This window comes from Amycolatopsis sp. NBC_00345 (assembly GCF_036116635.1).
In the GTDB taxonomy this organism is placed as follows: Bacteria; Actinomycetota; Actinomycetes; order Mycobacteriales; family Pseudonocardiaceae; genus Amycolatopsis.
The window spans coordinates 4,843,219-4,865,681 of sequence record NZ_CP107995.1 but is presented as its reverse complement, the minus strand read 5'-3'; the positions used below and the strand labels follow the sequence as shown (position 1 = coordinate 4,865,681).

Below are 22,463 nucleotides of genomic sequence, written 5' to 3'. Positions count from 1 at the left end.
GCCGCCTCGGCATCCGCCCGTCACGGTCAAGCGGGGGGCACGGGCTTGGCGGGCCGTGGCGAGGTATGTCGAAAGCCGCAGCCACAGCATTCGTATTCGACCTGGCGGTGAAGAATCGGCTCAAACGCATCCAGTACCGACCCGGGCTGCTCGACGCGTTCCTCGCTCACACTGCACTCGACCCGGAACCACCGTAATGCCGGCCATTCAACGTCTGTAGCGGCCACCGGCTTCACCTTCGGGCTCGCCCACTGCCACCAGGATACGGGGAGGCGACGGCGCGCGACGTTGCGGCTTGCGAAGCAGCCCCGCCATTGCGCCACGTTGCCAGCGTGCGCCCGGTTGTGGGGTGGCGTTGCCCCGGTTCTCCGGACCGTCGTCTGTGGAGTGTCAGGCGGGTTGTTGTAGTTCGTGGAGTTTTCCTTCGCGAGTGGGATGCTCGGTGATGTCGCATACCCAGAGCAGATTTGGTTGTGTGCGCAGGAAATTCCGGTTTACCAGGTCCTCGCTGCGGACCTCGATTTTCGGGTTCTTGCGGGTCTGCCGCCGCGGAATCCCGGCCAGCCCGGCCGCCCGCATGAGTTTCGCGACCGTCTTGCGGCTGATCATGATCCCCATCCCCAGGCGCAGCTCGGCGTGCACCCGAGGTGCGCCGTAGGTGCCGCGGGAGCGGGCATGGATCTCAGTGATCACCCCGGTCAGCCACTCCCGGCGCAGCGCAGCGGGCGAGATCGGCCTCGAGCGCCACTCGTAGAACCCGGAATGGCTGACCTCCAGCAGCCGGCAGGCCAGCTTGACCGGTAGTCCTCGCTCCGCAAGGCGGGCGATTACCGGGAATGCCCTTTTGGGTCGCCCTTCAGCTCCTCGTAGATCTTCGAGGCCTCGCGCAGGACCTCCAGCTCGGTCTCCAGCCGGCGGATCCGTCGCTTCGCAGTCACGAGATCGGCGTGCTCGGTGCTGCTCAGACCGGGACGTTCACCGTGGTCGATACGGTCCTGTTTGATCCAGCTGTGCAGGCAGGACTCGCTGATCTCGAGCTCGAGAGCGGTCCACCGGACGGACTTGCCAGCCCGGACAAGAGCAACCGCCCGAGCCCGGAACTCGGCGGGGTAAGCCTTCGGCATGATCGACAGCCTTCCAGACGACAAACCATCGACTCCACAAACCCGGGTCCGGCATCTGGGGGCAACGCCATCGCGCCCACCGGCTAAGCCCGAGCGACCTCAGCGGTGTGCGCGGGGGTGTAACGCTCGCCCATCACCTGGTCGCTCAGCGGGTCCAGCGCGGCCAGCGCCTCGGCGTCCAGGGTGAGCTCCAGCGCGGCCGCGTTCTGCTCCAGCCGGGCCGGGCTGCGGGTGCCCGGAATGGTCGCCACCGCCACCCCGAGCCGCTCGGCCTGGGCGTACACCCAGGCCAGCGCCACTTGGGCCGGAGTGGCACCCAGCCGGTCGGCCACCTCGCGCACGGTCTGCGCGATCTTGTCGTTGGCCTCGCCCGCCTCGCCGGCGAAACGGGGGTTGGTGCGCCGGAAGTCCTTCTCTCCCAGCGTGGAGCGGTCCAGGGCGCCGGTCAGGAACCCCCGCCCCAGCGGCGAGTACGGCACCAGCCCGACCCCCAGCTCGGCCATCACCGGGGTGACTGCCTCGACGTCGCGGGTCCACAGCGAGTACTCGCTCTGCACCGCGGTGATCGGGTGCACCGCGTGCGCCCGGCGCAGCAGCTCGCCGTCGACCTCGGACAGGCCCAGATGGCGGACCTTGCCCGCCTCGACCAGCTCGGCCATCGCCCCGACGGTCTCCTCGATCTCCACGTCCTGGGGCGGGCGGTGGGCGTAGTACAGGTCGATCACCTCGACGCCCAGCCGCAGCAGCGAGGCGTCGCAGGAGCGCAGCACGTAGTCCCGGGCACCGCGGATGCGGCGTGCCCGGTCGCCGGCGCTGCGGTCGATGCCGAACTTGGTGGCCAGCTGCACCTGGTCCCGGCGGCCGTGGATGGCCCGGCCCACCAGCACCTCGTTGTGCCCGGTGCCGTAGGCGTCGGCGGTGTCCAGGAACGTGACGCCCAGCTCCAGGGCCCGGTCGATGGTGGCCAGGCCGCCGTCCCAGTCGGCGGCGCCGTAGCTCTCGCTCATCCCCATGCACCCCAGGCCCATCGCGCTGACGGTGAGACCGGGTGAGCCGAGCGTGGTTCGGGTGATCATGCGCGGATACTCCTCCTGCCCGGCGGACCGGGCGGTACCTCAAGGGCTGGCGAACGCCTCCGACACTAGGACTTGGAGCGCGCTCCAGGTCAAGCCGGAGAACCGGCCCCCGCCGGCGGGCCAGGCGCGGCGGGGGCGGGGGCGGGTGAAACGGTCCACCGGCAACAGATCGCCATAGAGCCCGGACACCGCGTAGTAGGTGACGTGCATCGCGGTGGTGGGCCCGCCACCGCCCGGGCCGGTCGCCCGCGGCGACTTCCAGCAGCCCGTCCAGCACCGCCTTCGGACCGTCCCCGGTCGTCCACGGCATCGCGGATCTCCCGGACATGTTCCAGCCTGGTCTTGCCACGATCGCTGCAGGACTTCGCACACGACGGGTCCCCGCTGTCCAGCTACTCGGCCTTGTGGTGATCACGCCGCTTCGGCTCGATCAACACCCGATCCACGTCATCAAGGAAGAAGTACCGCTCCAACTGCCATACGCCGACATGCAATTCCATGGGTTTTCTTCATGTGTGAGAGCAGTAGTCGGGGATGCCGAGCTGCAATGGCCCGGCCGGCCTCAGTACCGCCACGACCCGATGCCGTCCCCAGAAAGCCTCGAGGTACCGGCCCGGACTCACGCAGGCGCCGAGGACGTCGAGCCGGCGTCCGATGTGCCGCAGTTCGGCGAAGACTTCGGCCCACTCCGGACTCCCCTCGCGGGCCCAGTCGTCGAGTTGCGCGTTGTCCAGTGCCATCTTGTTACGGTCGGCGGGCAGCGCAACCAGTTCGCTGATCGCCCGCGGTGACAACTCGGCCACCTGTCGCGCGACTGACTCCCACGGCTCCGCGATCTGGGGAGTCTTCGCCGCGATGTTTGCCCGCACGTCGATGACGTCGCGTTCGTGCTCGCGGCGACGACGAAATCCCCACATCGGAGGAGGTGGCCGGGCGTGGACAGCTGGGTGGTGTGCGCTTCGGACTGAGCGACAGTCAACGTCAACCCGGGCGGGCGCTTAAGCTGGCGATCGTGACGATGCACAAGTGGACCGCCGGCGATCTTCCCGACTTGACCGGGCGCACGGTCGTGGTGACCGGGGCGGCCAGCGGGGTGGGCCGCGGCACGGCGGCCGCCTTCAGCGCGGCAGGGGCGCGCACGGTCCTCGCGGTGCGCGATGTCGCCGCCGGCGAGCGGGCCGCGGCCGCCATGCCTGGCCACACCGAGGTTCGCGAACTGGACCTGGCGGATCTGGCGTCGGTGCGCGCGTTCGCCGAGGCCTGGCGGGGTGAACTCGACATCCTGGTCAACAACGCCGGGGTGGCGATGACTCCGCACGGTCATACGGCGGACGGGTTCGAGCTGCAGTTCGGCACCAACCACCTCGGCCACTTCGCGCTGACCAACCTGCTGCTGCCCTCGATCGCCGGCCGCGTGGTGACCGTGGCTTCCGGTGCGCACAAGGCGGGCGTGCTCGACCTCGATGATCTCGACTTCGCCCGCTCCGGCTACAGCCCGGTGAAGGCCTACGGCCGGTCGAAGCTGGCGAACCTGCTGTTCACCCTCGAGCTGGAGCGGCGTTGCCGCGAGGCCGGATCGTCCGTGCGCGCGCTGTCCTCACACCCCGGCTATTCGGCGACCAATCTCGGTACCAAGGGCCGCAACCCGCAACTGGTCAAGATCGTTCACCTGGCCGGGCGCTACTTCGCGCAGACCGAGGCGCAGGGCGCGCTGCCGTCCTTGTACGCCGCGACCCAGGACCTGCCGGGCGCCAGCTACGTCGGCCCGGACGGACGTTACGAGCTGCACGGTCACCCCGCGCTGGTCGGCCGGTCGGCGATGGCCAGTGACCCGGTACTGGCGCGGCGGCTGTGGGAAACGTCGGAGCGGCTCACCGGGGTGACCTTCCCGCTGATCGCGAAGCCTTGAGCGGATGTCGGTACCTTCCGTCGCGGCGGTGATGCCGGCTGGTTTGGCCTCAAGCTCGGCAGCATGCGGCCGGAGCTACGCCTTGAGGTGCTCTCGGGTCAGCCTTTTTTGCGGGCGGCCCGTTTGACGGCGGACGTCCCGCGGTAGTTGAGGAGGCCTTCGACGCCGAGCCGGAAGGTTTCGCAGATCGGTTCGGGGGCGGTGAGACAGCCGGCGGTCATCGCGCCGTCGCGGAGCATGACGAAGTGGCGGGCGGCGGGGTCGGGCGCGGGTTCGCCGGTCGCGGCCAGCAGGTCGGTCACGGTGCCGAGGAACCACTGGCGGTGCTTGAGCACGGTTTGGTGCACCGGGTGCGTGTCGGAGGGGTATTCGGCGGCCGCGTTGAGGAACGCGCAGCCGCGGAAGCCGTCGGATCGGATGCCGTCGGTGATGGTCCGGCCGACGGCCCGCACGATGTCGACGGCGGAGCCTCCCGAGGCGCGGGCCTCTTCGACCTGGGCGCGGACGGTGTCGTCCGCGGCGGTGAGGTACGCGACGACGAGGTCGTCCTTGCTCGGGAAGTGGCGGTACAGCGTCGCGCGCGTCACCTTGGCCTCGGCCACGATCCGATCGATGCCGACGGAGTGCAGCCCTTGCGTGTAGAACAGCCGGCTGGCCGTGCTGAGCAGCCGATCGCGGGCTTCGGACACTGAGTCACCTGCTTCCTGGTACGCGTCCCACTATACGAGGAGAACGGTCGGTATCGCCGAACCGTGCCTCGGCGCCGTCCGTAATAAGTCGGATAGAACGTTCGGTCTTGACGAGGATGCGACCACGCGGCCATGCTGTGACGAGATAGAACGATCAGTCTCGCGGGGGGAGCTTCCCCCATGGCGAAGGAGTCATGGTGACCACAGTCGATTTGCCCGCCGCCGGCGGGTTCGCCCCGGCGTTGCGCCGGTTGTACTTCGTGCGGTTCGCGTTCGCCATCGTGTGGGCGGCGTTGTTGTTCACCACGACCAAGTCGGGTCTTCCGCCCGTCGGTGTCGCGTTGGTGATCCTGTACCCGCTGTTCGACGTGGGTTCGGCCATTGTGGACGCCCGGTCGTCTCGCGCTGCCGGGCCGGCGCGTGGGTTGTACGTGAACATGGCGATCAGCCTGCTCGCCACGGTCGGTATCGCGATCGGCAGCGCGTCGGGGATTCCGGCCGTGCTGCGGGTGTGGGGTGCTTGGGCGATCGTCGCCGGGCTGATCCAGCTGGTCGTGGCGATCACCCGCCGCAGGATGGGCGGGCAGTGGCCGATGATCCTCAGCGGTGGCATTTCGGTGCTGGCCGGTGCGAACTTCGTTCTCAGCGCGGGCGCCGCGAACCCGTCTCTGTCCACTGTGGCCGGTTACGCGGTGCTCGGCGGCATCTTCTTCCTCGTTTCGGCGATCCGCCTCGGCCGCACCCCCAAGGCGAACTGACCTGTCGCCACGGGCAGCGGTGCGCTGGTCCCGGACATCGAGGGCCTCCGCGACGCGAAACCGTGGACCAGCCGGGGCTACCAGGGCCACGCCCGGTTGGTCGTCGACGAGGACCGCAAGGTGATCGCCGTGGCCGGCGAGGTGCCGCTGGACCGGCTCTGGCACGCGGTCCCGGCGTTCCCGGCCGGTGTCCCGCCGCGATCCACGGCGACGGGACACCGGCTGACCGGAAAGATGCGCCCGGCCGGCCTGAACAGCACCGGACGGCCCGGACCGCGGCCCGGCGGCGTCAGACCACGGGCGAGGCGCCGCCGTCCATATTGATCGCCGTCCCGGCCGTGAAGCCGGCCTGATCCGAGCACAGGAAGCAGGCCATGGCGGCGAATTCCTCGGCCTTGCCCATGCGGCCGACCGGGATCGTGGCGCCGGCCTCGGCGACATAGTCCTCGAAGGAAATGTCCGGGTCCTCGGCCCGGTAACGGCTCGCGATCTGATCCGACACGAGGTTGCCGGCCAGCAGGGCGTTGACCAGGATGCCGTGCGGCGCGCCCTCACCGGCGAGGACCTTCATCAGCGCCATGCCGGCCGCGCGCGACACCACCGTGGGGGCGCCGTTGGCTTGCGGTGTCTTGGCCCCGGTGTTGAGCACGTTGATGATCCGGCCCCATTTGCGCTGCTTCATGCCCGGCCAGACCAGCCGGGTAAGGCGGATCGCCGCGAAGAACTTCAGGTCCAGGTCTTCCTGCCAGACGTCATCGGTGATCTGGTCCGACGGCATGGACCGGGTCTGGCCGGCATTGTTGACCAGGATGTCGACCGGCCCGAACGCGCCGGCGACCGCGGCATGGGCTTTCCGGATGTCGGCGGCCTGGGAAACGTCGCAGCTGAAGGTTTCGACCCGGCCCTGGGCGCCGGCCGAGACCGCCGCCTTGGCTTCGGCCAGCGTGTCGGGATTGCGGGCCAGGATCGCCACATTGGCGCCGGAGGCGGCGAACTCCTTGGCCATCGCGAGCCCGAGACCCTTGCTGGCACCGGTGATGATGGCGCTGCGGCCGTCCAGACGGACTTCCATCGGTTTCCTCTCCTGCCGTGGTGACGACTTCAGCCGCAGTGGGCGGCGAGGAGGTCGTCGCCGAAGTCGGCCGAATGGCGACGCCAGACGGTGTGGATGTGGTTGGCCTCGTTGAAGGTGTTGTCGTACTCGATGAGCAGTTCCGGGCCCTGGACGCGGTAGTAGTGGCCTTCGCCGCGACGCAGCGAGCCCTCCCACGAGAAGTGCAGGCGATCCTGGTCGATCCGCGCGAACTCCTGGTCGGCGAGTTCGTGCCGGAGCCGGTCGAGGTAGAGGCGGACGATGTCGAGCAGCAGCCGGCCGGCGGGCTTGCCGAGTTGCGCCAGTGTCACGCCGGCCGGTTCGGATGGGGTGATGCGCGGGGAATTGCCGCTGCGGATGTCCTGTGGTGTGAGCTCCGATACGACGGCGAGGTCGCGGGCGGTCGGGCCCATGCGGTCGAGGAGTTCGCGGGGGAGTTCTTCTTCGAGCAGCAACGGCTGGCCGATCACGCGGCCGCGGTAGTGGACGCGGGCCGGGTTCGCGCCGAGGAAGAACGGTGTCGCCGAGACGCGGCCGTCGGCGACGAGGACATTCACCGACAGGTGGTGGCCTTCGATCCGCCATCCCCACGGTTCGTCGCCGTCCGGGGTACCGAAGAGCATGGTCCAGTAGTCGCCGCTGTGACGGTCGCGGTACCCGCCCTCCCGGTGGTCGAGGACGTCTTCCAGCGCCATGACCGCCGCGGCCTGCGTGTAGGCGTGCGGGCTGAGCACGGCCGTGAGCAAACCGTGCACGGCCTTGCGCTGGTCTCGCCGGAGATCGCCGAGCGCCAGGCCCGGCCGGGTGCCGGGTGCGTACCCCCAGCGGTGCCTGAGATCGTCGTCGGTGCTCGCGCGAATCGCGTGTTCGCGTTGGCCGGCGTCCAGCAAATCGAGATACCGGCGCGTGGCGTTGGCGATGTCGGTGACGAAGTAGTCGGTCTCGGTGTGGAGGGTTGTCTGTGACATGAGTTGTGGCTTGCCCCTCTGTCGTTTGCGGGAGTGCTGGACGAAGCGAATCGGCGACTCAGCTCCCCAGTGCGGACAGGACGGGTGCGGACAGGACGGGTGCCGCCACTTCACGCCGGGCCGCCCGATAGATGTCCTGGAGCAGGGTCAGCGTGTCCAGCCCGGCCCGGTCGTCGGCGATCATCCGGTGCCCGTCGCGCACGGCCGCCACGAAGTCCGCGATCTGCCGACGGTGTGAGATGCCGTAGTAGCCGATACCGGGCGGAGCCTGCGCCACCACCTCCGAGGCGAGCTCTTCCGCCGCCGCACGCAGCTCCTCGTTGCCTTCCGCCACGTGGAGGGTGCCGGGGTGATCGAGGTCGAACAGGACCGTTCCGCCGGTGCCGATGATCTCGAGACGGGTGCGCCAGGTGATGCTGCTGGCCACGGTGACCTGGTAGGTCACGAGCGCGCCCTGCGGCCCGCGTAACAGCGCCGCCAGGGTGTCCTCGGTCTCCATGCCGCCCCGCGGCGCGGTGTGCCCGGTGGCCGCGCCGACCACCTCGAGCCCGCCGGTCAGCCAGCGGGTCACGTCGAGCGCGTGGTAGCCCTGGTTGATCAGGGCCGAGCCGCCCTCACCCGCGTAGGTGCCGCGCCAATCGCTGCCCGCGTAGTACGCGTCGTCGCGGCCGCACTGCAGGCTGACCACGCCGGAGACGAGGTGGCCCAGCAGGCCGGTCTCGATCCAGCCGCGGACGGCGGTGACGACGCGGTCGTAGCGGTGCTGGGAGACGACCGACAGCACCCGTCCGGCGCGCTCGGCGAGGGAGGTCAGGGCCGCGCCGTCCTCGACGCTGAGGGCGAGCGGCTTCTCGACCAGCACGTGCTTTCCTGCTTTCAGCGCTGCAGCGACCAGTTCGTGGTGCAGGGCGTGCCCGGTCGCGATGGAGACGCTGTCGACCTCCGGGTCGGCCAGCACCTCGCGCACGTCCGTGGTGACGCGCGGCAGGCCCAGCGACTCCGCGGTCGTGCGATCGCGGTCGCAGGCCCAGCGAACCTCCACATCGGACAGAGCGGAGAAGCCGTCGACGTGGTTGGGGGAGACGCGGCCGCAGCCGACGACGGCGTGGACGAGACGCTTCATTTCGCACTCCGGGCATCGCTCGAACCAGTGGGGGAGAGAACCGGGGTCAGCCATTCGTCGTGCTTGCCGGTCACGGCTCGCACGGTGTCGTGGTAGCGGGCCTCGATCGCCTGCGTGATCTCACCCGCGGTCTTGCCGTCGCCGATCGGGAAGCCGTCCACCTCGACGGCGGGCAGCACCTCGGCCGAGGTGCCCAGGAGGAAGATCTCGTCGGCGAGGTACAGCTCGGTGCGCTCCACCGGCCTGGTCTCCACTTCGAGGCCGAGTTCTTCTTGCGCCAGCTGGATGATCGTGCGCCGGGTGATGCTGTCCAGTACCCCGTCGGACAGGCTCGGGGTGACCAGCCGGCCACGCCGGACCAGGGCGATGCACGAGCCCGACGACTCGGTGACGTGGCCGTTGGTGTTGAGGAAGACCGGCCAGTCGGCCCCGCGCGCGGTGGCGTCGATGTTGCCCAGCCGGCCGTTGTGGTAGTTGGAGAACACCTTCATCGACGCCGGTGACGCGCCGTGGTTGAACCGCGGCCAGGAGCTGACCGCGAGCGTGCAGGTGCGGCCCTGGCCCAGCTTGCTCTCGAACTCCCAGGTCTCGATGGCGATCTCGGCCGGCGTGCCGCGCGGCACCATCTGCTGGCGATGCGTCCCGGCGGCGAAGCCCCACGGGCGGATGTGCAGGTCCTTGCCCGTGGTCGGCCAGGACGCGAGGAGCTCGACCGTCGCGGCGACGAGCGCGTCCGCGTCGAACTCGGGCTCCATCCAGCTCATGCGCAGCGATTCGAGCAGGCGTTGCATGTGTTCGCGCAACCGGAAGCCGTACAGCGTCTCCCGCGTGCTGCTCCAGTAGGCGTGCACGCCTTCGAACGCGGCCGAGACCGAGGCGTGGCCCACTGAGCTGATGTGGACGGTGGCCTCCTCCCACGGCATGAGGACGCCGTTGCGCCAGATCAGCCGCCCATAGCCAGCAGACATGAATGTTCCTTTCCGGAAACCTCGGAGTACGGACGCCGTGGCTCCAAGAAAAACACGGCGGCCCGTGGCTGTCCAAGTTTCCCAGGCGCTGGCAATGCTTCATTTAGACGAGCTGCAGGCGGGCGTTTAGGTGGCATTTACATTGCTGGCTACCGGGGGATCCGGGCTGATAGAAATGTTCCATGCTGCACAAGACCGATTAGGGAGACGGAATTGTCCATGGTAACTTCACTGGACTCGTCCATCGAGGAGCACCTTCACCGTGAGGTGGACGGCGAGCAGCTGTGGGTTTCGCGCAAGTCGTTCTACGAAACGGGCTTCGCGCTCGTGTCGTACCTTCTGCCGGACGACGTGAAAGCCATGGTCTCGGCCGAGGTGAACGAGCTGCTGGCCGAACAGTCCGTCCGGCGCGATCTGCACCTCGCGGAGACCAGCAACAGCCCGCGGTACATGCGCAACGTCACCGCCGCCGACATCCGCGCTCACGGGGGCGCGGTCGTCGCTCTGTACAACAGCCCCGCCTTCGTCAAGGCGCTCGGCAACGTCGCGGGTGAACAGGTGCTGGAGTGCTCGTACGAGCCCGAGCACTACGTCATCACGCACCTCGAACGGCCGGGTGACACGCATGGCTGGCACTGGGACGACTACAGCTTCGGCGTGATCTTCGTGGTCGACTGCCCGGACGTCGAGTTCGGCGGGTTCGTCCAGACGGTGCCGAACACGGCCTGGGACAAAAAGGACCCGCAGGTGTTCAAGCAGCTCGTGAACAACCCCATCTATTCGTACGAGCTGCGGCCCGGTGACATCTACCTGCTGCGTACCGACACCACGTTGCACCGCGTGCACCCCGTTGAGAAAGGCGCCACGCGCACGATCATCAACATGGCTTACGCGGCCGAACGGGATCTGAGCAAGGAAATCTCGCACGAAACCATGGAAGACCTTTTCTGCGTCTGAAAGCCCACCCCGTTCTCGCGAGGAGTGTTCCTTATGTCGAACGCGGACGAACTGGCCAGGCGGGCCCGGCTCCGTGTCGTCGAACTGGCGGCGCGCAAGGCCATCCACCTGGGCCCCGCGCTTTCGCTGATCGACGTGCTGGCCGCGCTCTACACCCGGATCCTGCGCCGCGACCCGGCCCGCCCCGACTGGCCGGACCGCGATCGGCTCGTCCTCAGCAAGGGCCACGGCGCCTACGGCCTGTACGCCGTGCTCGCCGAACTGGGCGTGCTGACCACGGACCTCAACGAGCTGCCAGGGCACCCGTCGGACGGTATCCCCGGGATCGAGGCGGCCACCGGGGCGCTGGGCCACGGCCTGTCCCTCGCCAGTGGCCTGGCGCTGGGCGCACGGCTCGCCGGCCAGGACCACCGGGTCTACGTGATCACGGGCGACGGCGAGCTCGACGAGGGCAGCAACTGGGAGGCGGCGCAGTTCGCCGCCCACCACCGGCTCGGCAACCTCGTGGCCGTCGTCGACCGCAACCGCCTTCAGCAGGAGGGTGACACGGAAGAGGTCTGCGCGCTGGAACCCCTGGCGGACAAGTGGCGGGCCTTCGGCTGGCGGGTCGGCGAGAGCGACGGCCACGACATCACGGCCATCGCCGACGCCGTCACCGCGCTGCAGGCCGGTGACGGCCCGGCGGTGCTGATCGCCCACACCACCAAGGGCCGGGGAGTTCCCTTCGCCGAGGGGGATCCCGCCTGGCACATGGGAGAGCTGGACGCCGCCCAACGCCGGATCGCCGTCGCGGCACTGACCGCGACGGCCTGAGGAGAGCACCTTGACCACCACATCCATCCCGGTGCACCGCACATCCCTTGCGCCGCAGAGCATGCGAGCCGCGCTCGCCCCGGTGCTGGCCGCCGCCGTGGCCGCCGACCCCGGCCTGATCGCACTGGGCGCGGACGGACGGGCCTTGTTCAGCCAGGTCCTCGAACAGGATCCGCGTCGTTATGTGGACGCGGGCATCGCCGAGGCCAACCTGGTCGGCGTCGCCGCGGGGCTGGCCCGCGCCGGCCTGCGCCCGGTGGCCGCCGCCATGGCGCCGTTCCTGGTCCGCCGGGCGTACGAACAGATCCGGCTGGACGTGTGCGTGCCCGGCCTGCCGGTCGTGCTGCTCGGCGTGGGCGGCGGCCTCGGCTACGGCCCGCTCGGCCCCACCCACCACGCCACGGACGACATCACCCTGATGTCGGCCATGCCCGGCATGAGGGTGTTCTGCCCGGCCGATGCCGCCGACGCCGTCTCCGTGGTGCGGACGCTGCTGGCCGACCCCTCGGGACCGGCCTACGTGCGGCTCTCCGCGCGTCCCGATCCCGTGCTGCCGGCCGCGGCTGCCGAAGGTGATCCCCGCGGACCCCGGCTGCTGCGGGACGGCGACGACGTCCTGCTCCTGGCGACCGGGCGCTGCGTGGCCGAGGCGCTCGACGCCGCGGACGGGCTGGCCGCGGACGGGGTGGCGGCGGCCGTCGCCTCGGTGACCGCCCTGCGCCCCTTTCCCGCCACCGCGATCCGCGAGCTCGCCGGCCGCCGGCCGCTCGTCGTGACCGCGGCGGAATCACTGGCGCCCGGCGGACTCGGTCCGTCCACTGTGGAGGCACTCGGCCGCCGGGGCCCGGTGGTGCTCAGCCTGCACACCGACCACCGGTACCCGCCGGTCGCCGCCCACCAGGACCTTCTCCGTTTCTACGGCGTCGACGGCCAGAGCATCCGGTCCGCCGTACTGAGCTACCGCAACCGGAAGACGAGGGAAGCGTGACGATGAGGATCTTCTCCAGCGCCCAGGCCTGCGGCTTCGGACCCATCTCCAAACTGACCGCGATATCGCCGCTGTTCGAGGGCGCCACGATCGACTTCACGGGCCGCGACGTCGCGCTGGACTTCGCGCGGCGCCACGTGCACCGCTTCACCACCATCACCGAGGGCGACACCCAGCGGCACGAGGACGTCGCGGCCGGCCTGGCCGAGGCCGACTTCGTGGTCAGCGTGATGGACGCGGAGCTGGTGTTCTGGGCGGTGCGCGCCGACGTGCCGGTGCTGTTCTTCGACAGCCTGCTGAGCTTCTGGCTCACCGAGCGCGGCATCGAGGAGCTGGCCGCCCGCGCCCAGCTCGTGCGCTGGTCCGACGACGAGACCGCGCGGTTCGTCTTCGACACGCTGACGCCGCACGAGCGCATCCTGCTGGCCCACCTGCTGGCCACCCGGTCGTACGCGCAGAACTTCCCCGGTGTCGCGGCGCGCATCGACTCCCTGACCAAGGCGGGCGCGAGCCACATCCAGCTGTGCGGCCCCATCGTGGACCGGGGCGCGCTGGAAGCCGCGTTGTCCGCTCCCGCGCCGGACCGCATTCCCGACCTGCTGATCAACCTGGGCGGCTTCCAGAACTTCTTCCTGGACTACGAGTCCCACAACGCCTATCTCGACCTGCTGCGCCGGTGGGTGGTCGAACTCGCCGCGGCGCAGCCCGAGTTGCGCCGCGTCCTGGTGTGCGGCGGTGCGTTCCGCGAGTCGGTGACCGAGACCCACGGCGGCGTCGAGATCGAGTACACCATGTTGCCGCACAAGGACTTCCTGCGGCACCTGGCCCACGCCCCGTTGTACGCGGTGCCGCCCAGCCTCACCTCCTTGCACGAGGCGGTCATCCTGCGCAAGCTCCCGCTGCTGCTGCCCGAACAGCACTACGGGCACGTCACCAACCTGCGGGCCCTGCGCGGTACCGCGATCGGGGACAACGCGGCCAGCCTGATCGACCTCGGCACCCGGTTCGAGGTGCCGGAGGACGACCTGGAGGGCACGCGGGCGCTGGACCGGCTCACCCGTGAACTCCTCTCGGACGAGGCCGGGTACCGCTCCTTCGCGGACTACCTGAACAAGCGGCTGGCCGGCTACCGGCAGCTGACGGACTCCGAACGCGACGCCGCCGTCGACGAGCTCGGCGGGCTTCTCGGCGGCCCCGCCCTGGCCGACCTGCTGGCCCGCGTCAGCAGTGACCTCCCCACTCCCGCCGGGAGGACGTCGTGACCGCCGCCGACCTCGCGGAGCGCACCGTCGACACCGACGAGATCACCCGGCTCATGCTGGCCGCCCACCGGGAACGCACCGGGCAGGGCGAGGTGTCGCCGGAGCGCGTGCACACCAGCACCTGGACCCCGGCCAGCGCCCGCAAGGTCCGCCGCCGGACGTTCGTCCGGCTCGACATCGACGGCGAGGCCGTGGCGGTGGCCAAGATCCCGTTGTCGCACAGCGACCCGAAGCTCGCCGGCGAACTGGAGGTCCTGCGCTCCTTCCGGCCGCCGTCGCCCCTGGGCTGCCCGGCTCCGCTCGACGAGCTGGGGGGCGGGTTCACCATGAGCTACCTGCCCGGTGTCGACCTGCCCACCGCGGTCGCGGGCGTGGACACCCCGGACGGCCTGTGGCGGGTGCTGCGCCCGGCCGTGGACCGTGTCGTCGAACTGCACCGGTCGGGTCCCGCGGTCTCCAGCACGCCCGAGCTCGCGCTGGAGACGGCCGCCTGCTACGTCCGCACGCCGGAGTTCGGCGTCCGGCACGCGGACGAGGCGCTGCGCACGGCACTGCTGGCGCCGACCCACGGCGACCTCGGCCCGTGGAACGTCCGCTGCGACCCGCGTGACGGCACCGCCAGGGTGCTGGACTTCGAGGACTACCGCGCCACCGGCATCGCCGCCATGGACGTCGTCAACCTGCTCATCACGACGGCGCTCGCGGTCTTCCCCGACTACCCGGACCGCGGCTTCGACTGGCTCTACGACCGGGTTTTCGACGGCGGGCACTGGTTCGGCTCCGTACTGGCCCGCGGTCTGGACCACTACGGCGCCGGCACCGGCCAGCGGCCCGGCCGCGTGCTCGACCTGCTGCCGTTCACCTGCCAGTGGCTGATCGAGCGCATCGAAGCCGAAGGCCGCGACACCAGCCGGCTCTTCTACCGGCCCTTCCTCGAGCGCTACCTCGAACGGCGCCCCACGGTCAACGGGAGCAATCATGTCTGACACCAACACCACGCCGGTCCGCACGGACGCCGTGGTCATCGGCGGCGGTCCCGCCGGACTGTTCGCGGCGCTGACCCTGGTGCGGGCCGGCCGCCGCGTCGCCCTGCTGGAGGCCGGCGGCGACATGCGGGAGAGCCTGTGCCCCCGCCTGGTGGCCCGGATGGACGGTCGGTCCGTGCGGGACGCCGAGAAGTTCCGCCTGCAGTGCCCCCGCTGCACCTGCCTGACCGGGCTGGGCGGCGCCGCCTTCCACTTCGACACCAACCTCGGCTACATCTCCTCGCTCACCCGCTCGAAGATCGAGTCGGCGCCGGACGGCACGGTCCGTTCCTACAGCGGGCTGGAGCGTGCGCTCGGCTCGTTCGACCGCGCCCAGGAGCTGATCGCCGAGGCGTACCGGATCTTCTACGAACTGGGGCTGCCGCCCGCCGAGCCTGCCGAGCCCGGGGACGACCCTTCCTTCGGCTCGATGTTCCAGCACGTCGACACCGCCCTCTCGCAGAGCGTCACGGTGGACGACTCGCTGGTCGTCATCGCCGGGCTCAAGGCCGAACTGGAGGCCAACGGCGGCCGCGTGCTGCTGCACCACCGCGCCGAGGACATCGAGCCGCTGGACGGCGGCGGGTTCGAGGTGCGCGCGGCGACGCCGGACGGGCCGGCGGTGTTCCACGCCGAGGACGTCGTGGTGGGCGTGGGCAAGCTCGGCCTGCCGTGGGTGCGCGAGCTCGTCGGCCGGATCGGCGTGCGCCACCGGCCCAGCCGCCGCGTCGACCTCGGCGTGCGGCTGGAGGCCCGGCGGGAGGATCTGGACCTGCTGCTGAACGGCTGCCACAACCCGAAGCTGTCCTTCCTGAACGGGGAAGGCCACTCGGTGCGCACGTTCTGCGTCTGCGGGGGCGGCCGGGTCATGCAGTACGGCTTCCTGGACGCCGTCGCCCTGGACGGGCAGCACTGCCTCAACCAGCCCACCACCAAGTCGAACATGGGCGTCCTCACCACCGTCGACCTGCCCGAAGGGGTCGACGGCACCGAGTACGCCGCCGCGTTCGCGGCCAGGGTCGCCGACTACGGCGGCGGGCGTCCGGTGGTGTCCACAGTGGACCAGCTGGCCGGGCGGGGAGTCCCGGCGGGGCCGCTGACCACCAGCCTGATCAACTACCACCACGGCGACCTGCGCGAGTGCCTGCCCCCGTCGCTGGTCCGCGACGTGCTGGCCATGGTCGAGCGGCTCAACGCCCTGCACCCGGGACTCGTGCCCGGCACGGCCACCGTCGCCGCCCCGGTGATCGAGCGGATCTTCCCCGACCTCGACCTCTCCGGCGACCTGGAGTCCTCCGTCCCCGGGCTGTACTTCGTCGGCGACAGCTCCTCGAAGATCATCGGCATCACCTACGGCGCCGCGACCGGCATGGCGGCGGCCCGCTCCGTGCTGCGCCGCCGGGCCGGCCTGGCGACCGTGACGGGCGGGGATCGGTGATGATCGTTCTCCCGCAGCGTTTTCCCGGGCACGGCGAGCCGCGGCCCCGGCACGCCACGGCACCGTTGAGCACCCCGGCGGCCGCTCTGCTGCAGGGGCCCGGCGGGGTGGCCCGGCTGGCCGCACTGAGCCGCCTGCTGCTGCACCGCTACGGCGCCGGCTGGGAGGTCGTCGGAGTCGCCGAGGACGGGCGCGCTTTTGTCTGCCACGAAAGCGATGCCGACCAGGAGGCCACCCCGCTGGGCGAACTGGCCGACGCCGTCCGGTCGCGGCCCGCGGCGCCGCCGGCCGAGGGCGAGCTGTACGCGGCCGTGCTCCCGGCCCGCGCCGAGGTGCCGCCGGCCGGGCTCGGCCGTCCTGTTTGGACGCTCTCCGTCAACGGTGCCGCACTGGACTTGGCGCACGACACCGCCGTATTCGACGACGCCAGCGCGGATCGGGTCGCGGAACACCTGGCGCTGCTCGCGAACGAGCTCGCCGGGCACCCGGACCGGGCCGCCGGCGACGTCGAGCTGCTGCTGCCGGCGGAGCGCACGCTCCTGCTGGAAACCTGGAACGCCCCGCACACCCCGCACGCCGACGTCACCCTGCACCGCCTCTTCCGCGAGCAGAGCGCCCGCACGCCGGACGCCGTCGCCCTGCGGTGCGGCGACACCGAACTGACCTACGGCCGGCTGGACGCGGCCTCCGACCGGTTCGCGCACGGCCTGCTCCCGTACCTCAAGGAACCCGGCGACCTCGTGGTGCTGACCGGTGAGCGGGACCTCGGCCTGTTCACCGCCATCCTGGGCATCTGGAAGGCGGGCGGCGCGTTCGTCTACCTCGACCCGGCACTGCCCGCACCGCGGGCCGCGGACATCCTCGGCCTCACCGGCCCGGTGGCCGTGCTCACCACCGCCAGTGGCCACGCCGCCGTCGGCGAGCAGGCCCTGAAGGTCGAGGCCCTGCTCGCCCTCGACCAGCCGTCCGGTCCGCCGCCGGACACCGCGCGGCCCGACACCACGGCCTACGTCCTGTTCACCTCGGGCAGCAGCGGCACCCCCAAGGCCGTGGTGCGCCCGCACCGGATGCACACCTCCCGCATCCGGCTCGAACAGGACCTCTACGGCCCCGGCCCGGCGGACCGGCACCTGCTCAAGTCGCCCATCAGCTTCCGGGAGTTCGTCTGGCCGCTGGCCGGCGGCGGCACCGCGGTGCTGGCCGAGCGCGGCCGCGACCGCGACGATCGTTACCTCGCCCGGCTCATCCACGACGAGGGCATCACCACCGTCAGCTTCGTGCCGTCGATGCTGCGGCTGCTGCTGACCCAGCCCGCGTTCCGCACGGCGCCCGCGTTGCGGCACGTGTTCGTCGGGGGCGAGGCGCTGAGCCAGGACCTGGAGGGCGAACTGCGCTCGCTGGGCTTCGAGGTGCACAACACCTACACCCTCAGCGAGGCCGACTACGTCTGCCACCGCACCGCGGCCCCGGCCACCCCCGGGACCGGCGGCCCCGGCACCAACGTCGGCGTCCCGCTCGACATGCGCGTGTACCTGTGCGACGCGGCGGGCCGGCTGGTGCCGCCCGGCATCCCCGGCGAGATCCACACCGGCGGCCCCGGGCTGGCCGACGGCTACCTCGGGCGGCCCGACCTGACCGCCGAGCGGTTCCTGCCCAACCGGCACGATCCCGGACGCCCGCCGGTCGTGTTCCGGACCGGGGACCTGGCCCGGTACCTGCCCGGCGGCGAGCTGGAGTACCTGGGCCGGGCCGACGACCAGGTCAAGGTGCGCGGGCAGCGGGTGGAGCCGGCGGAGGTCGAGACCGTGCTGCGGGGGCACCCGGGCGTGGCCAACGCCGCCGTCGTCAGCGCGCCGGATCCCGACCAGGGGGCCGCCCTCGTCGCCTACGTCGTGCCCGCGGGCGAGGAGATCCCGGTCCAGCGGCTGCGTGCATACCTGGCCGGGCGGCTGCCGGACTTCATGGTGCCGGCGCGGCTGGCTTCGGTGCCCGCCCTGCCCCTGCTGGGCAGCGGCAAAGTCGACCGCAAGGCCCTGCGGGTCGTGCCCCGTGGCCGTCCGGAACTCGAAGTGCCTTACACCGCACCGGAAACTGCCGGGCAGCGCCGGGCCGCCGAGCTGGTGGCCCGCGTCCTGGGGCTGGACGAGGTCGGCCTCGACGACGACTTCTTCGCCCTCGGCGGCGACTCGCTGCGCCTGATGCTGCTGCGCGGCGCGCTGGAGACCGCGGCGGGCCGGCAGTTCGCGCTGGCCGAGGTGTTCGCCGCCGGCACCCCGCGTGGCTGCGCCCGCCTGCTGGACGCCGAGGAGCCCGCCCGACTGCCCGCCCGGCGGCCGTCCGACCGCCGCCGGCGCGTCCGCTCGCGGGCCGCCACCCACGTCGAAGGAGGGGATTCGAAGTGAACGCGCTCGACCACGAGGACGCCGTCGCGGTCGTCGGGCTGTCCGTGCGGCTGCCCGGCTGTGACAGCGTGGCGCGGTACTGGTCCATCCTCGAAGCCGGCGAAGACAGCATCACCCGGCGAGAAGCCGCCGCGGCCGCCACGTTCGTGCCCGCCTACGGATCGGTGCCGGGTCCCGGTCACTTCGACCGCGACCGCTTCGGGATCGCCGCGTCCGAGGCGCTGCTGACCGATCCGCAGCAGCGGCTGCTGCTGGAGGCCGTCGACGAGGCGCTGGGCACGGCCAACGTCGACCGGGCCGGGACGACGGCGGTCAGCGTCTACGCCGGGGTCGGCCACAGCGACTACGAGCGGTGGGTCGGCAGTGCGCTGGCCGGCCGCCCCGGCGTCGACGCCCAGTCCCTGGAGGTGACCAACCGCGGCGACTACGCCGCCACCCGGGTCGCCTACCGGCTCGGCCTCCAGGGCGCCGCCGTCACCGTGCAGTCGGCCTGCTCCACCGCGCTGACCGCCGTCCACCTGGCCGTGCAGGACCTGCTCGGCCACGGCAGCGACCTCGCCGTGGCCGCCGCGTCCTCGGTCCGGGTCCCCGCTCCCGGCGGCTACGACGCCCCGCTCGGCGGCATCGGCTCCGCGGACGGGGTGTGCCGCCCCTTCGACGCGGCGGCGGGCGGGTCCGTCCCCGGCGACGGCGTCGGCGCCGTCGTCTTCAAGCGGCTGGCCGACGCGGTGCGCGACGGCGACGAGATCTGGGCCGTGGTGCGGGGCAGCGCCATGAACAACGACGGCTCCGGCAAGTCGGGTTTCGCCGGGGTCGACGCCGCCGCCCAGACCGAGGTGATCCGGGCCGCGCTGGACGTGGCCGGGCTCGGGCCCGCGGACATCGACTACGTGGAGGCGCACGGCAGCGCGACCCTGATCGGGGACTCCACCGAGTGGTCGGCGCTGGCCGAGGTGTTCGCCGAGGCCGGCCACCCGGTCCACGTCGGGGCGGTCAAGGGCGGTCTCGGGCATCTGCGGGAAGCGGCGGGCCTGGCCGGCTTCGCCAAGGTGGTGCTTTCTCTGCGCCACCGGCGTTTCGCCGCCACCCCGCACTTCGAGCGGCTGCCCGCCGACCTGGCCGCCCGGTCCGGCCCGCTGCGGCCGCTGGGCGAGGCCCTGGACTGGCCCGCGGTGCCCGGCCGGCCCCGGCGGGCCGGGGTGAGCGCCTTCGGCCTCGGCGGCACGAACTGCCACGTGGTGCTGGAGGAAGCGCCCGCCGCACCGGTGACGACGCCCTCGCGGGATCCCCAGTTGCTGCTGCTGTCCAGCCACCACCCGGACGCACTGGACGCCGACCTGGCCGCGCTCCGCGACCACTTGGGCGAGAACCCTTCGCGGATCGCGGACGCGGCGTGGACGACCCAGACCGCACGCCACCGCTATCCGCATCGGGCCTACGCCGTGGTGCGCTCTCCGGACGAGGTGGCCGGGGCGTTCGAAAGCGACCGGCTGCGCATCCAGCGCGGCCACACCACCGCCGACGCCCCCGAGGTCGTGTTCGTGCTGCCGGGCATCGGCAGTCACTACCCGGGCATGGGCGCCGAACTGGCCCGCAGGGACCCGCTGTTCGCCCGCAACCTCGAGGCCGTCGTGGCCGTGGCGGACCCGCTGACCGACGGCGCCGTGGGCCGGTCGTTCGCCACCGAGCCGGCCCGGCCGGACCGCGGGGGCGACCGCGTGGACCTGCGCGCCCTGCTGCGGCGCGACGGCTCGGCGCCCGCGCCCCGTGAACTGCGCGAGCTGCACCTGTCGCTGTTCTGCATGGAACACGCCATGGCCCGCACGCTGATGGACCTCGGGATCCGCCCGGCCGCGCTGCTGGGCCACAGCCTGGGGGAGTGGGTGGCGGCCGTGCTGGCCGGGGTCGTCGGGCTCGAAGACGCGATGGCCGCCGTCGCCCGCCGGGCCGACCTGGTCAAGACCGCCGGGCCGGGCGCCATGCTCAGCGTGCTCGCCGCCGCGGAGGAGGTCGAGCGCTACGCGGTGGAGGACACCTGGATCGCGGCCGAGAACGGGCCGGGCCACTGCGTCTTCTCCGGTCGCCCGGACGCCGTGTCGACGCTGGCCGGCCGGCTGCGGGCCGCGGGGTTCACCACGTTGCCCGTGGACGCCAGGCATCCCTTCCACACCCCGCAGCTGGCGGCCGCCGCCGCCCGGCTCGGCGAGGACCTGCGCCACGTGGACCTGGCGCCGGCCCGCATCCCCATCGCTTCGAGCGTGCTCGGCGCGTGGCTGGACGGGGAGGTGCCCGAACCCGGCTACTGGCGTGACCACATGGTCAGCCGGGTGCGGTTCGCCGCGGCGGCCGGGCTGGTCCTGTCCCGGCACCGGGTCCTGGTCGAGGTGGGACCGGGGACCGCCCGGCCCTGGATCGCCCAGGCCGACCCGGACGCCGTGTGCGTGCGCACCGTGCGGCAGTCCTACGAGAACGCCGGCGACCGGCAGATCCTGCTGGAGGCACTGGGAGAACTGTGGGCCCACGGGGTCGAGGCCGACTGGCCGCGCCTGCACCGGGACACAGTGGACCGGAACCCAGAGCACCGGAACCCGGTGCGCCGGGCCACCCTGCCCCCGCGCGCCCTGCTGCGCCGCCGGTACCTGCCCGACACCGAGCCGCCCGCCGGTCCCTGGCCGGCGCCCGGCGCGGCGCGGCAGGCCGAGCCGGTACCCGAGACTCCTGCGCAGGAGCCGCCGCCGGAGGAGGAGGCACCCGGATCTTCGGTCGGGCAGTTCCTGGCCCACCGCTTCCGGGTCCTGCTCGGACTGCGCGAAGTGCACCCGGACGACCACTTCTTCCACCTCGGCGGCGACTCCCTGATGGGCGTGCACCTGATCTCGGGCCTCAAGGAACTCACCGGACGGGCCGTGCCCTCCTCCGTCGTCTTCGCCTCCGCGACCCTCGGCGGCATGACCCGCGAGGTCCAGGAATGGCTCGCCACCAACGAATACGAGCCGGAACCCCTCGACCACGGGAGCCCAGTGTCATGAGCACACCCACGCTCGGAGTGATCGGAGCCGGTGTCATCGGCTCCAGCGTCGCCCACGCCGCCGCGGCGGCGGGCTACGCCGTCACCCTCGTCGACACCGATACCGCCGCTTTGGACGCGGCCCGCGCGGCCGTCCGGCGGCACGAGCGGCTGGCCGCGCTGCTGGGCGGACGGCGACCGCGGCCGCTGGACATCCGGCCCACCACCGACCTGTCCGACGTGGCCGGCGCCGGGTTCGTGGTGGAGAACACCACCGAGTCGGAGCTCGGCAAACGCGAGCTGTACCCGTTGCTGGACAAGGTGCTGGCGCCCGGCGTGACCATCGCCGCCAACACCTCCGCCATCCCCATCACCCGGCTGGCGGAGTGCCTGGCCGACCCCGGCCGCGTGGTCGGCGCGCACTTCATGAACCCGGTCGACCGCATCGACATGGTCGAGGTCGTCCGCGCACCGTCCACTTCGGACACCGCGCTGGCCGCGGTCGAGGACCTGCTGGGCCGCATGGGAAAGCGCTCCGTCGTGGTCAACGACGCCCCCGGTTTCGTGATCAACCGCGTGCTGATGCCGGTGGTCAACCTCGCGGCCGCCGTCGTCGCGGACGGCGTCGCCACGCCGAACCAGGTCGACGAGCTGTTCAAGGGCTGCCTCGGCCACACCTCCGGGCCGCTGCGCACCGCCGACCTGATCGGCCTCGACACGGTCGTGCGCACGCTCGAGGTCCTGCACGAGCACTACGGGACCGCCGAGTTCGCCACCCACCCGCACCTGCGCCGGATGGTCGGCGAGGGCCGGACCGGGGTCAAGAGCGGCCGCGGTTTCTACTCCTACGACGGGAACTGACA

Annotated in this window: 20 protein-coding genes; 11 read left to right on the top strand and 9 right to left on the bottom strand. The window is 71.6% G+C overall.

Annotation, left to right across the window (positions count from 1 at the left end):
- Positions 1-390: 390 nt before the first annotated feature.
- The 4 genes from OG943_RS21515 to OG943_RS21500 form a co-directional block, all read right to left on the bottom strand.
- A complete protein-coding gene (locus tag OG943_RS21515) occupies positions 391-693 on the bottom strand; it encodes an IS3 family transposase (RefSeq protein ID WP_328611584.1) in 303 nt (100 codons plus the stop codon).
- Positions 694-827: 134 nt separating this feature from the next.
- The gene (locus OG943_RS21510) at positions 828-1,124 is read right to left on the bottom strand and encodes a transposase (protein ID WP_328611583.1); all 297 of its coding nucleotides are present in this window, start codon (positions 1,122-1,124) and stop codon (positions 828-830) included.
- Between the two features lie 83 nt (positions 1,125-1,207).
- A complete protein-coding gene (locus OG943_RS21505) occupies positions 1,208-2,200 on the bottom strand; it encodes an aldo/keto reductase (RefSeq protein ID WP_328611582.1) in 993 nt (330 codons plus the stop codon).
- A gap of 509 nt (positions 2,201-2,709) precedes the next feature.
- Positions 2,710-3,117 (bottom strand): hypothetical protein, encoded by a 408-nt coding sequence (locus tag OG943_RS21500; RefSeq protein ID WP_328611581.1) that lies wholly within the window; start codon positions 3,115-3,117, stop codon positions 2,710-2,712.
- Between the two features lie 101 nt (positions 3,118-3,218).
- On the opposite strand from OG943_RS21500, the gene OG943_RS21495 reads away from it, so the two are divergent.
- Entirely contained in the window at positions 3,219-4,109 is an 891-nt protein-coding gene (locus OG943_RS21495; RefSeq protein WP_328612123.1) for an oxidoreductase, read from the top strand.
- 98 nt (positions 4,110-4,207) lie between these two features.
- Here the strand turns inward: OG943_RS21495 and OG943_RS21490 are convergent, their stop codons facing one another.
- Positions 4,208-4,798 (bottom strand): TetR/AcrR family transcriptional regulator, encoded by a 591-nt coding sequence (locus tag OG943_RS21490; protein ID WP_328611580.1) that lies wholly within the window; start codon positions 4,796-4,798, stop codon positions 4,208-4,210.
- Between the two features lie 194 nt (positions 4,799-4,992).
- Between OG943_RS21490 and OG943_RS21485 the strand changes: the two genes are divergently transcribed.
- On the top strand, positions 4,993-5,556 hold the full coding sequence (locus OG943_RS21485; protein ID WP_328611579.1) for a hypothetical protein: 564 nt from the start codon (positions 4,993-4,995) through the stop codon (positions 5,554-5,556).
- Positions 5,557-5,845: 289 nt separating this feature from the next.
- On the opposite strand, the gene OG943_RS21480 is transcribed toward OG943_RS21485, so the two are convergent.
- The 4 genes from OG943_RS21480 to OG943_RS21465 are packed head-to-tail and all read right to left on the bottom strand — an operon-like array spanning position 5,846 to position 9,708.
- Entirely contained in the window at positions 5,846-6,628 is a 783-nt protein-coding gene (locus OG943_RS21480) for an SDR family oxidoreductase (protein WP_328611578.1), read from the bottom strand.
- Positions 6,629-6,657: 29 nt separating this feature from the next.
- Positions 6,658-7,617, bottom strand: a complete 960-nt coding sequence (locus tag OG943_RS21475) for a DUF3500 domain-containing protein (protein ID WP_328611577.1) — start codon at positions 7,615-7,617, stop codon at positions 6,658-6,660.
- A 58-nt stretch (positions 7,618-7,675) separates the two neighbouring features.
- A complete protein-coding gene (locus tag OG943_RS21470; protein ID WP_328611576.1) occupies positions 7,676-8,740 on the bottom strand; it encodes a Gfo/Idh/MocA family protein in 1,065 nt (354 codons plus the stop codon).
- Positions 8,737-9,708, bottom strand: coding sequence for an aminotransferase class IV (locus OG943_RS21465; protein WP_328611575.1), 972 nt, complete (start codon positions 9,706-9,708; stop codon positions 8,737-8,739). Before OG943_RS21465 ends, OG943_RS21470 begins: the two co-directional genes overlap by 4 nt.
- 219 nt (positions 9,709-9,927) lie before the next feature.
- Between OG943_RS21465 and OG943_RS21460 the strand changes: the two genes are divergently transcribed.
- Genes OG943_RS21460 through OG943_RS21420 form a run of 9 tightly spaced genes read left to right on the top strand, consistent with a single transcriptional unit; the run spans position 9,928 to position 22,461 of the window.
- Positions 9,928-10,665 carry a HalD/BesD family halogenase gene (locus tag OG943_RS21460; RefSeq protein WP_328611574.1) on the top strand — a complete coding sequence of 246 codons (738 nt, stop codon included), beginning with the start codon at positions 9,928-9,930 and terminating at the stop codon, positions 10,663-10,665.
- 33 nt (positions 10,666-10,698) lie between these two features.
- Positions 10,699-11,478: a transketolase gene (locus tag OG943_RS21455; protein WP_328611573.1), complete on the top strand. Its 780-nt coding sequence runs from the start codon at positions 10,699-10,701 to the stop codon at positions 11,476-11,478.
- Between the two features lie 10 nt (positions 11,479-11,488).
- Positions 11,489-12,466 (top strand): transketolase C-terminal domain-containing protein, encoded by a 978-nt coding sequence (locus tag OG943_RS21450; RefSeq protein ID WP_328611572.1) that lies wholly within the window; start codon positions 11,489-11,491, stop codon positions 12,464-12,466.
- Positions 12,463-13,728 carry a hypothetical protein gene (locus OG943_RS21445; RefSeq protein ID WP_328611571.1) on the top strand — a complete coding sequence of 422 codons (1,266 nt, stop codon included), beginning with the start codon at positions 12,463-12,465 and terminating at the stop codon, positions 13,726-13,728. Before OG943_RS21450 ends, OG943_RS21445 begins: the two co-directional genes overlap by 4 nt.
- Complete coding sequence (locus OG943_RS21440) at positions 13,725-14,714, top strand: aminoglycoside phosphotransferase family protein (RefSeq protein ID WP_328611570.1); 990 nt, start codon at positions 13,725-13,727, stop codon at positions 14,712-14,714. Before OG943_RS21445 ends, OG943_RS21440 begins: the two co-directional genes overlap by 4 nt.
- Positions 14,707-16,191, top strand: coding sequence for an FAD-binding protein (locus tag OG943_RS21435; RefSeq protein ID WP_328611569.1), 1,485 nt, complete (start codon positions 14,707-14,709; stop codon positions 16,189-16,191). The genes OG943_RS21440 and OG943_RS21435 overlap by 8 nt, the downstream gene beginning before the upstream one ends.
- Positions 16,191-18,593 carry a non-ribosomal peptide synthetase gene (locus tag OG943_RS21430; RefSeq protein WP_328611568.1) on the top strand — a complete coding sequence of 801 codons (2,403 nt, stop codon included), beginning with the start codon at positions 16,191-16,193 and terminating at the stop codon, positions 18,591-18,593. The genes OG943_RS21435 and OG943_RS21430 overlap by 1 nt, the downstream gene beginning before the upstream one ends.
- Positions 18,590-21,622, top strand: a complete 3,033-nt coding sequence (locus OG943_RS21425) for a beta-ketoacyl synthase N-terminal-like domain-containing protein (RefSeq protein WP_328611567.1) — start codon at positions 18,590-18,592, stop codon at positions 21,620-21,622. The genes OG943_RS21430 and OG943_RS21425 overlap by 4 nt, the downstream gene beginning before the upstream one ends.
- Positions 21,619-22,461 (top strand): 3-hydroxyacyl-CoA dehydrogenase family protein, encoded by an 843-nt coding sequence (locus OG943_RS21420; protein WP_328611566.1) that lies wholly within the window; start codon positions 21,619-21,621, stop codon positions 22,459-22,461. Before OG943_RS21425 ends, OG943_RS21420 begins: the two co-directional genes overlap by 4 nt.
- The last annotated feature ends 2 nt before the right edge of the window (positions 22,462-22,463 follow it).

Coding starts and splice junctions, on each gene's coding strand:
- OG943_RS21510 (WP_328611583.1), bottom strand. CDS start 1,124: ATGCCGAAGGCTTACCCCGCCGAGTTCCGGGCTCGGGCGGTTGCTCTT.
- OG943_RS21505 (WP_328611582.1), bottom strand. CDS start 2,200: ATGATCACCCGAACCACGCTCGGCTCACCCGGTCTCACCGTCAGCGCG.
- OG943_RS21500 (WP_328611581.1), bottom strand. CDS start 3,117: ATGTGGGGATTTCGTCGTCGCCGCGAGCACGAACGCGACGTCATCGAC.
- OG943_RS21495 (WP_328612123.1), top strand. CDS start 3,219: ATGCACAAGTGGACCGCCGGCGATCTTCCCGACTTGACCGGGCGCACG.
- OG943_RS21485 (WP_328611579.1), top strand. CDS start 4,993: ATGGTGACCACAGTCGATTTGCCCGCCGCCGGCGGGTTCGCCCCGGCG.
- OG943_RS21480 (WP_328611578.1), bottom strand. CDS start 6,628: ATGGAAGTCCGTCTGGACGGCCGCAGCGCCATCATCACCGGTGCCAGC.
- OG943_RS21475 (WP_328611577.1), bottom strand. CDS start 7,617: ATGTCACAGACAACCCTCCACACCGAGACCGACTACTTCGTCACCGAC.
- OG943_RS21470 (WP_328611576.1), bottom strand. CDS start 8,740: ATGAAGCGTCTCGTCCACGCCGTCGTCGGCTGCGGCCGCGTCTCCCCC.
- OG943_RS21465 (WP_328611575.1), bottom strand. CDS start 9,708: ATGTCTGCTGGCTATGGGCGGCTGATCTGGCGCAACGGCGTCCTCATG.
- OG943_RS21460 (WP_328611574.1), top strand. CDS start 9,928: ATGGTAACTTCACTGGACTCGTCCATCGAGGAGCACCTTCACCGTGAG.
- OG943_RS21455 (WP_328611573.1), top strand. CDS start 10,699: ATGTCGAACGCGGACGAACTGGCCAGGCGGGCCCGGCTCCGTGTCGTC.
- OG943_RS21435 (WP_328611569.1), top strand. CDS start 14,707: ATGTCTGACACCAACACCACGCCGGTCCGCACGGACGCCGTGGTCATC.
- OG943_RS21430 (WP_328611568.1), top strand. CDS start 16,191: ATGATCGTTCTCCCGCAGCGTTTTCCCGGGCACGGCGAGCCGCGGCCC.
- OG943_RS21420 (WP_328611566.1), top strand. CDS start 21,619: ATGAGCACACCCACGCTCGGAGTGATCGGAGCCGGTGTCATCGGCTCC.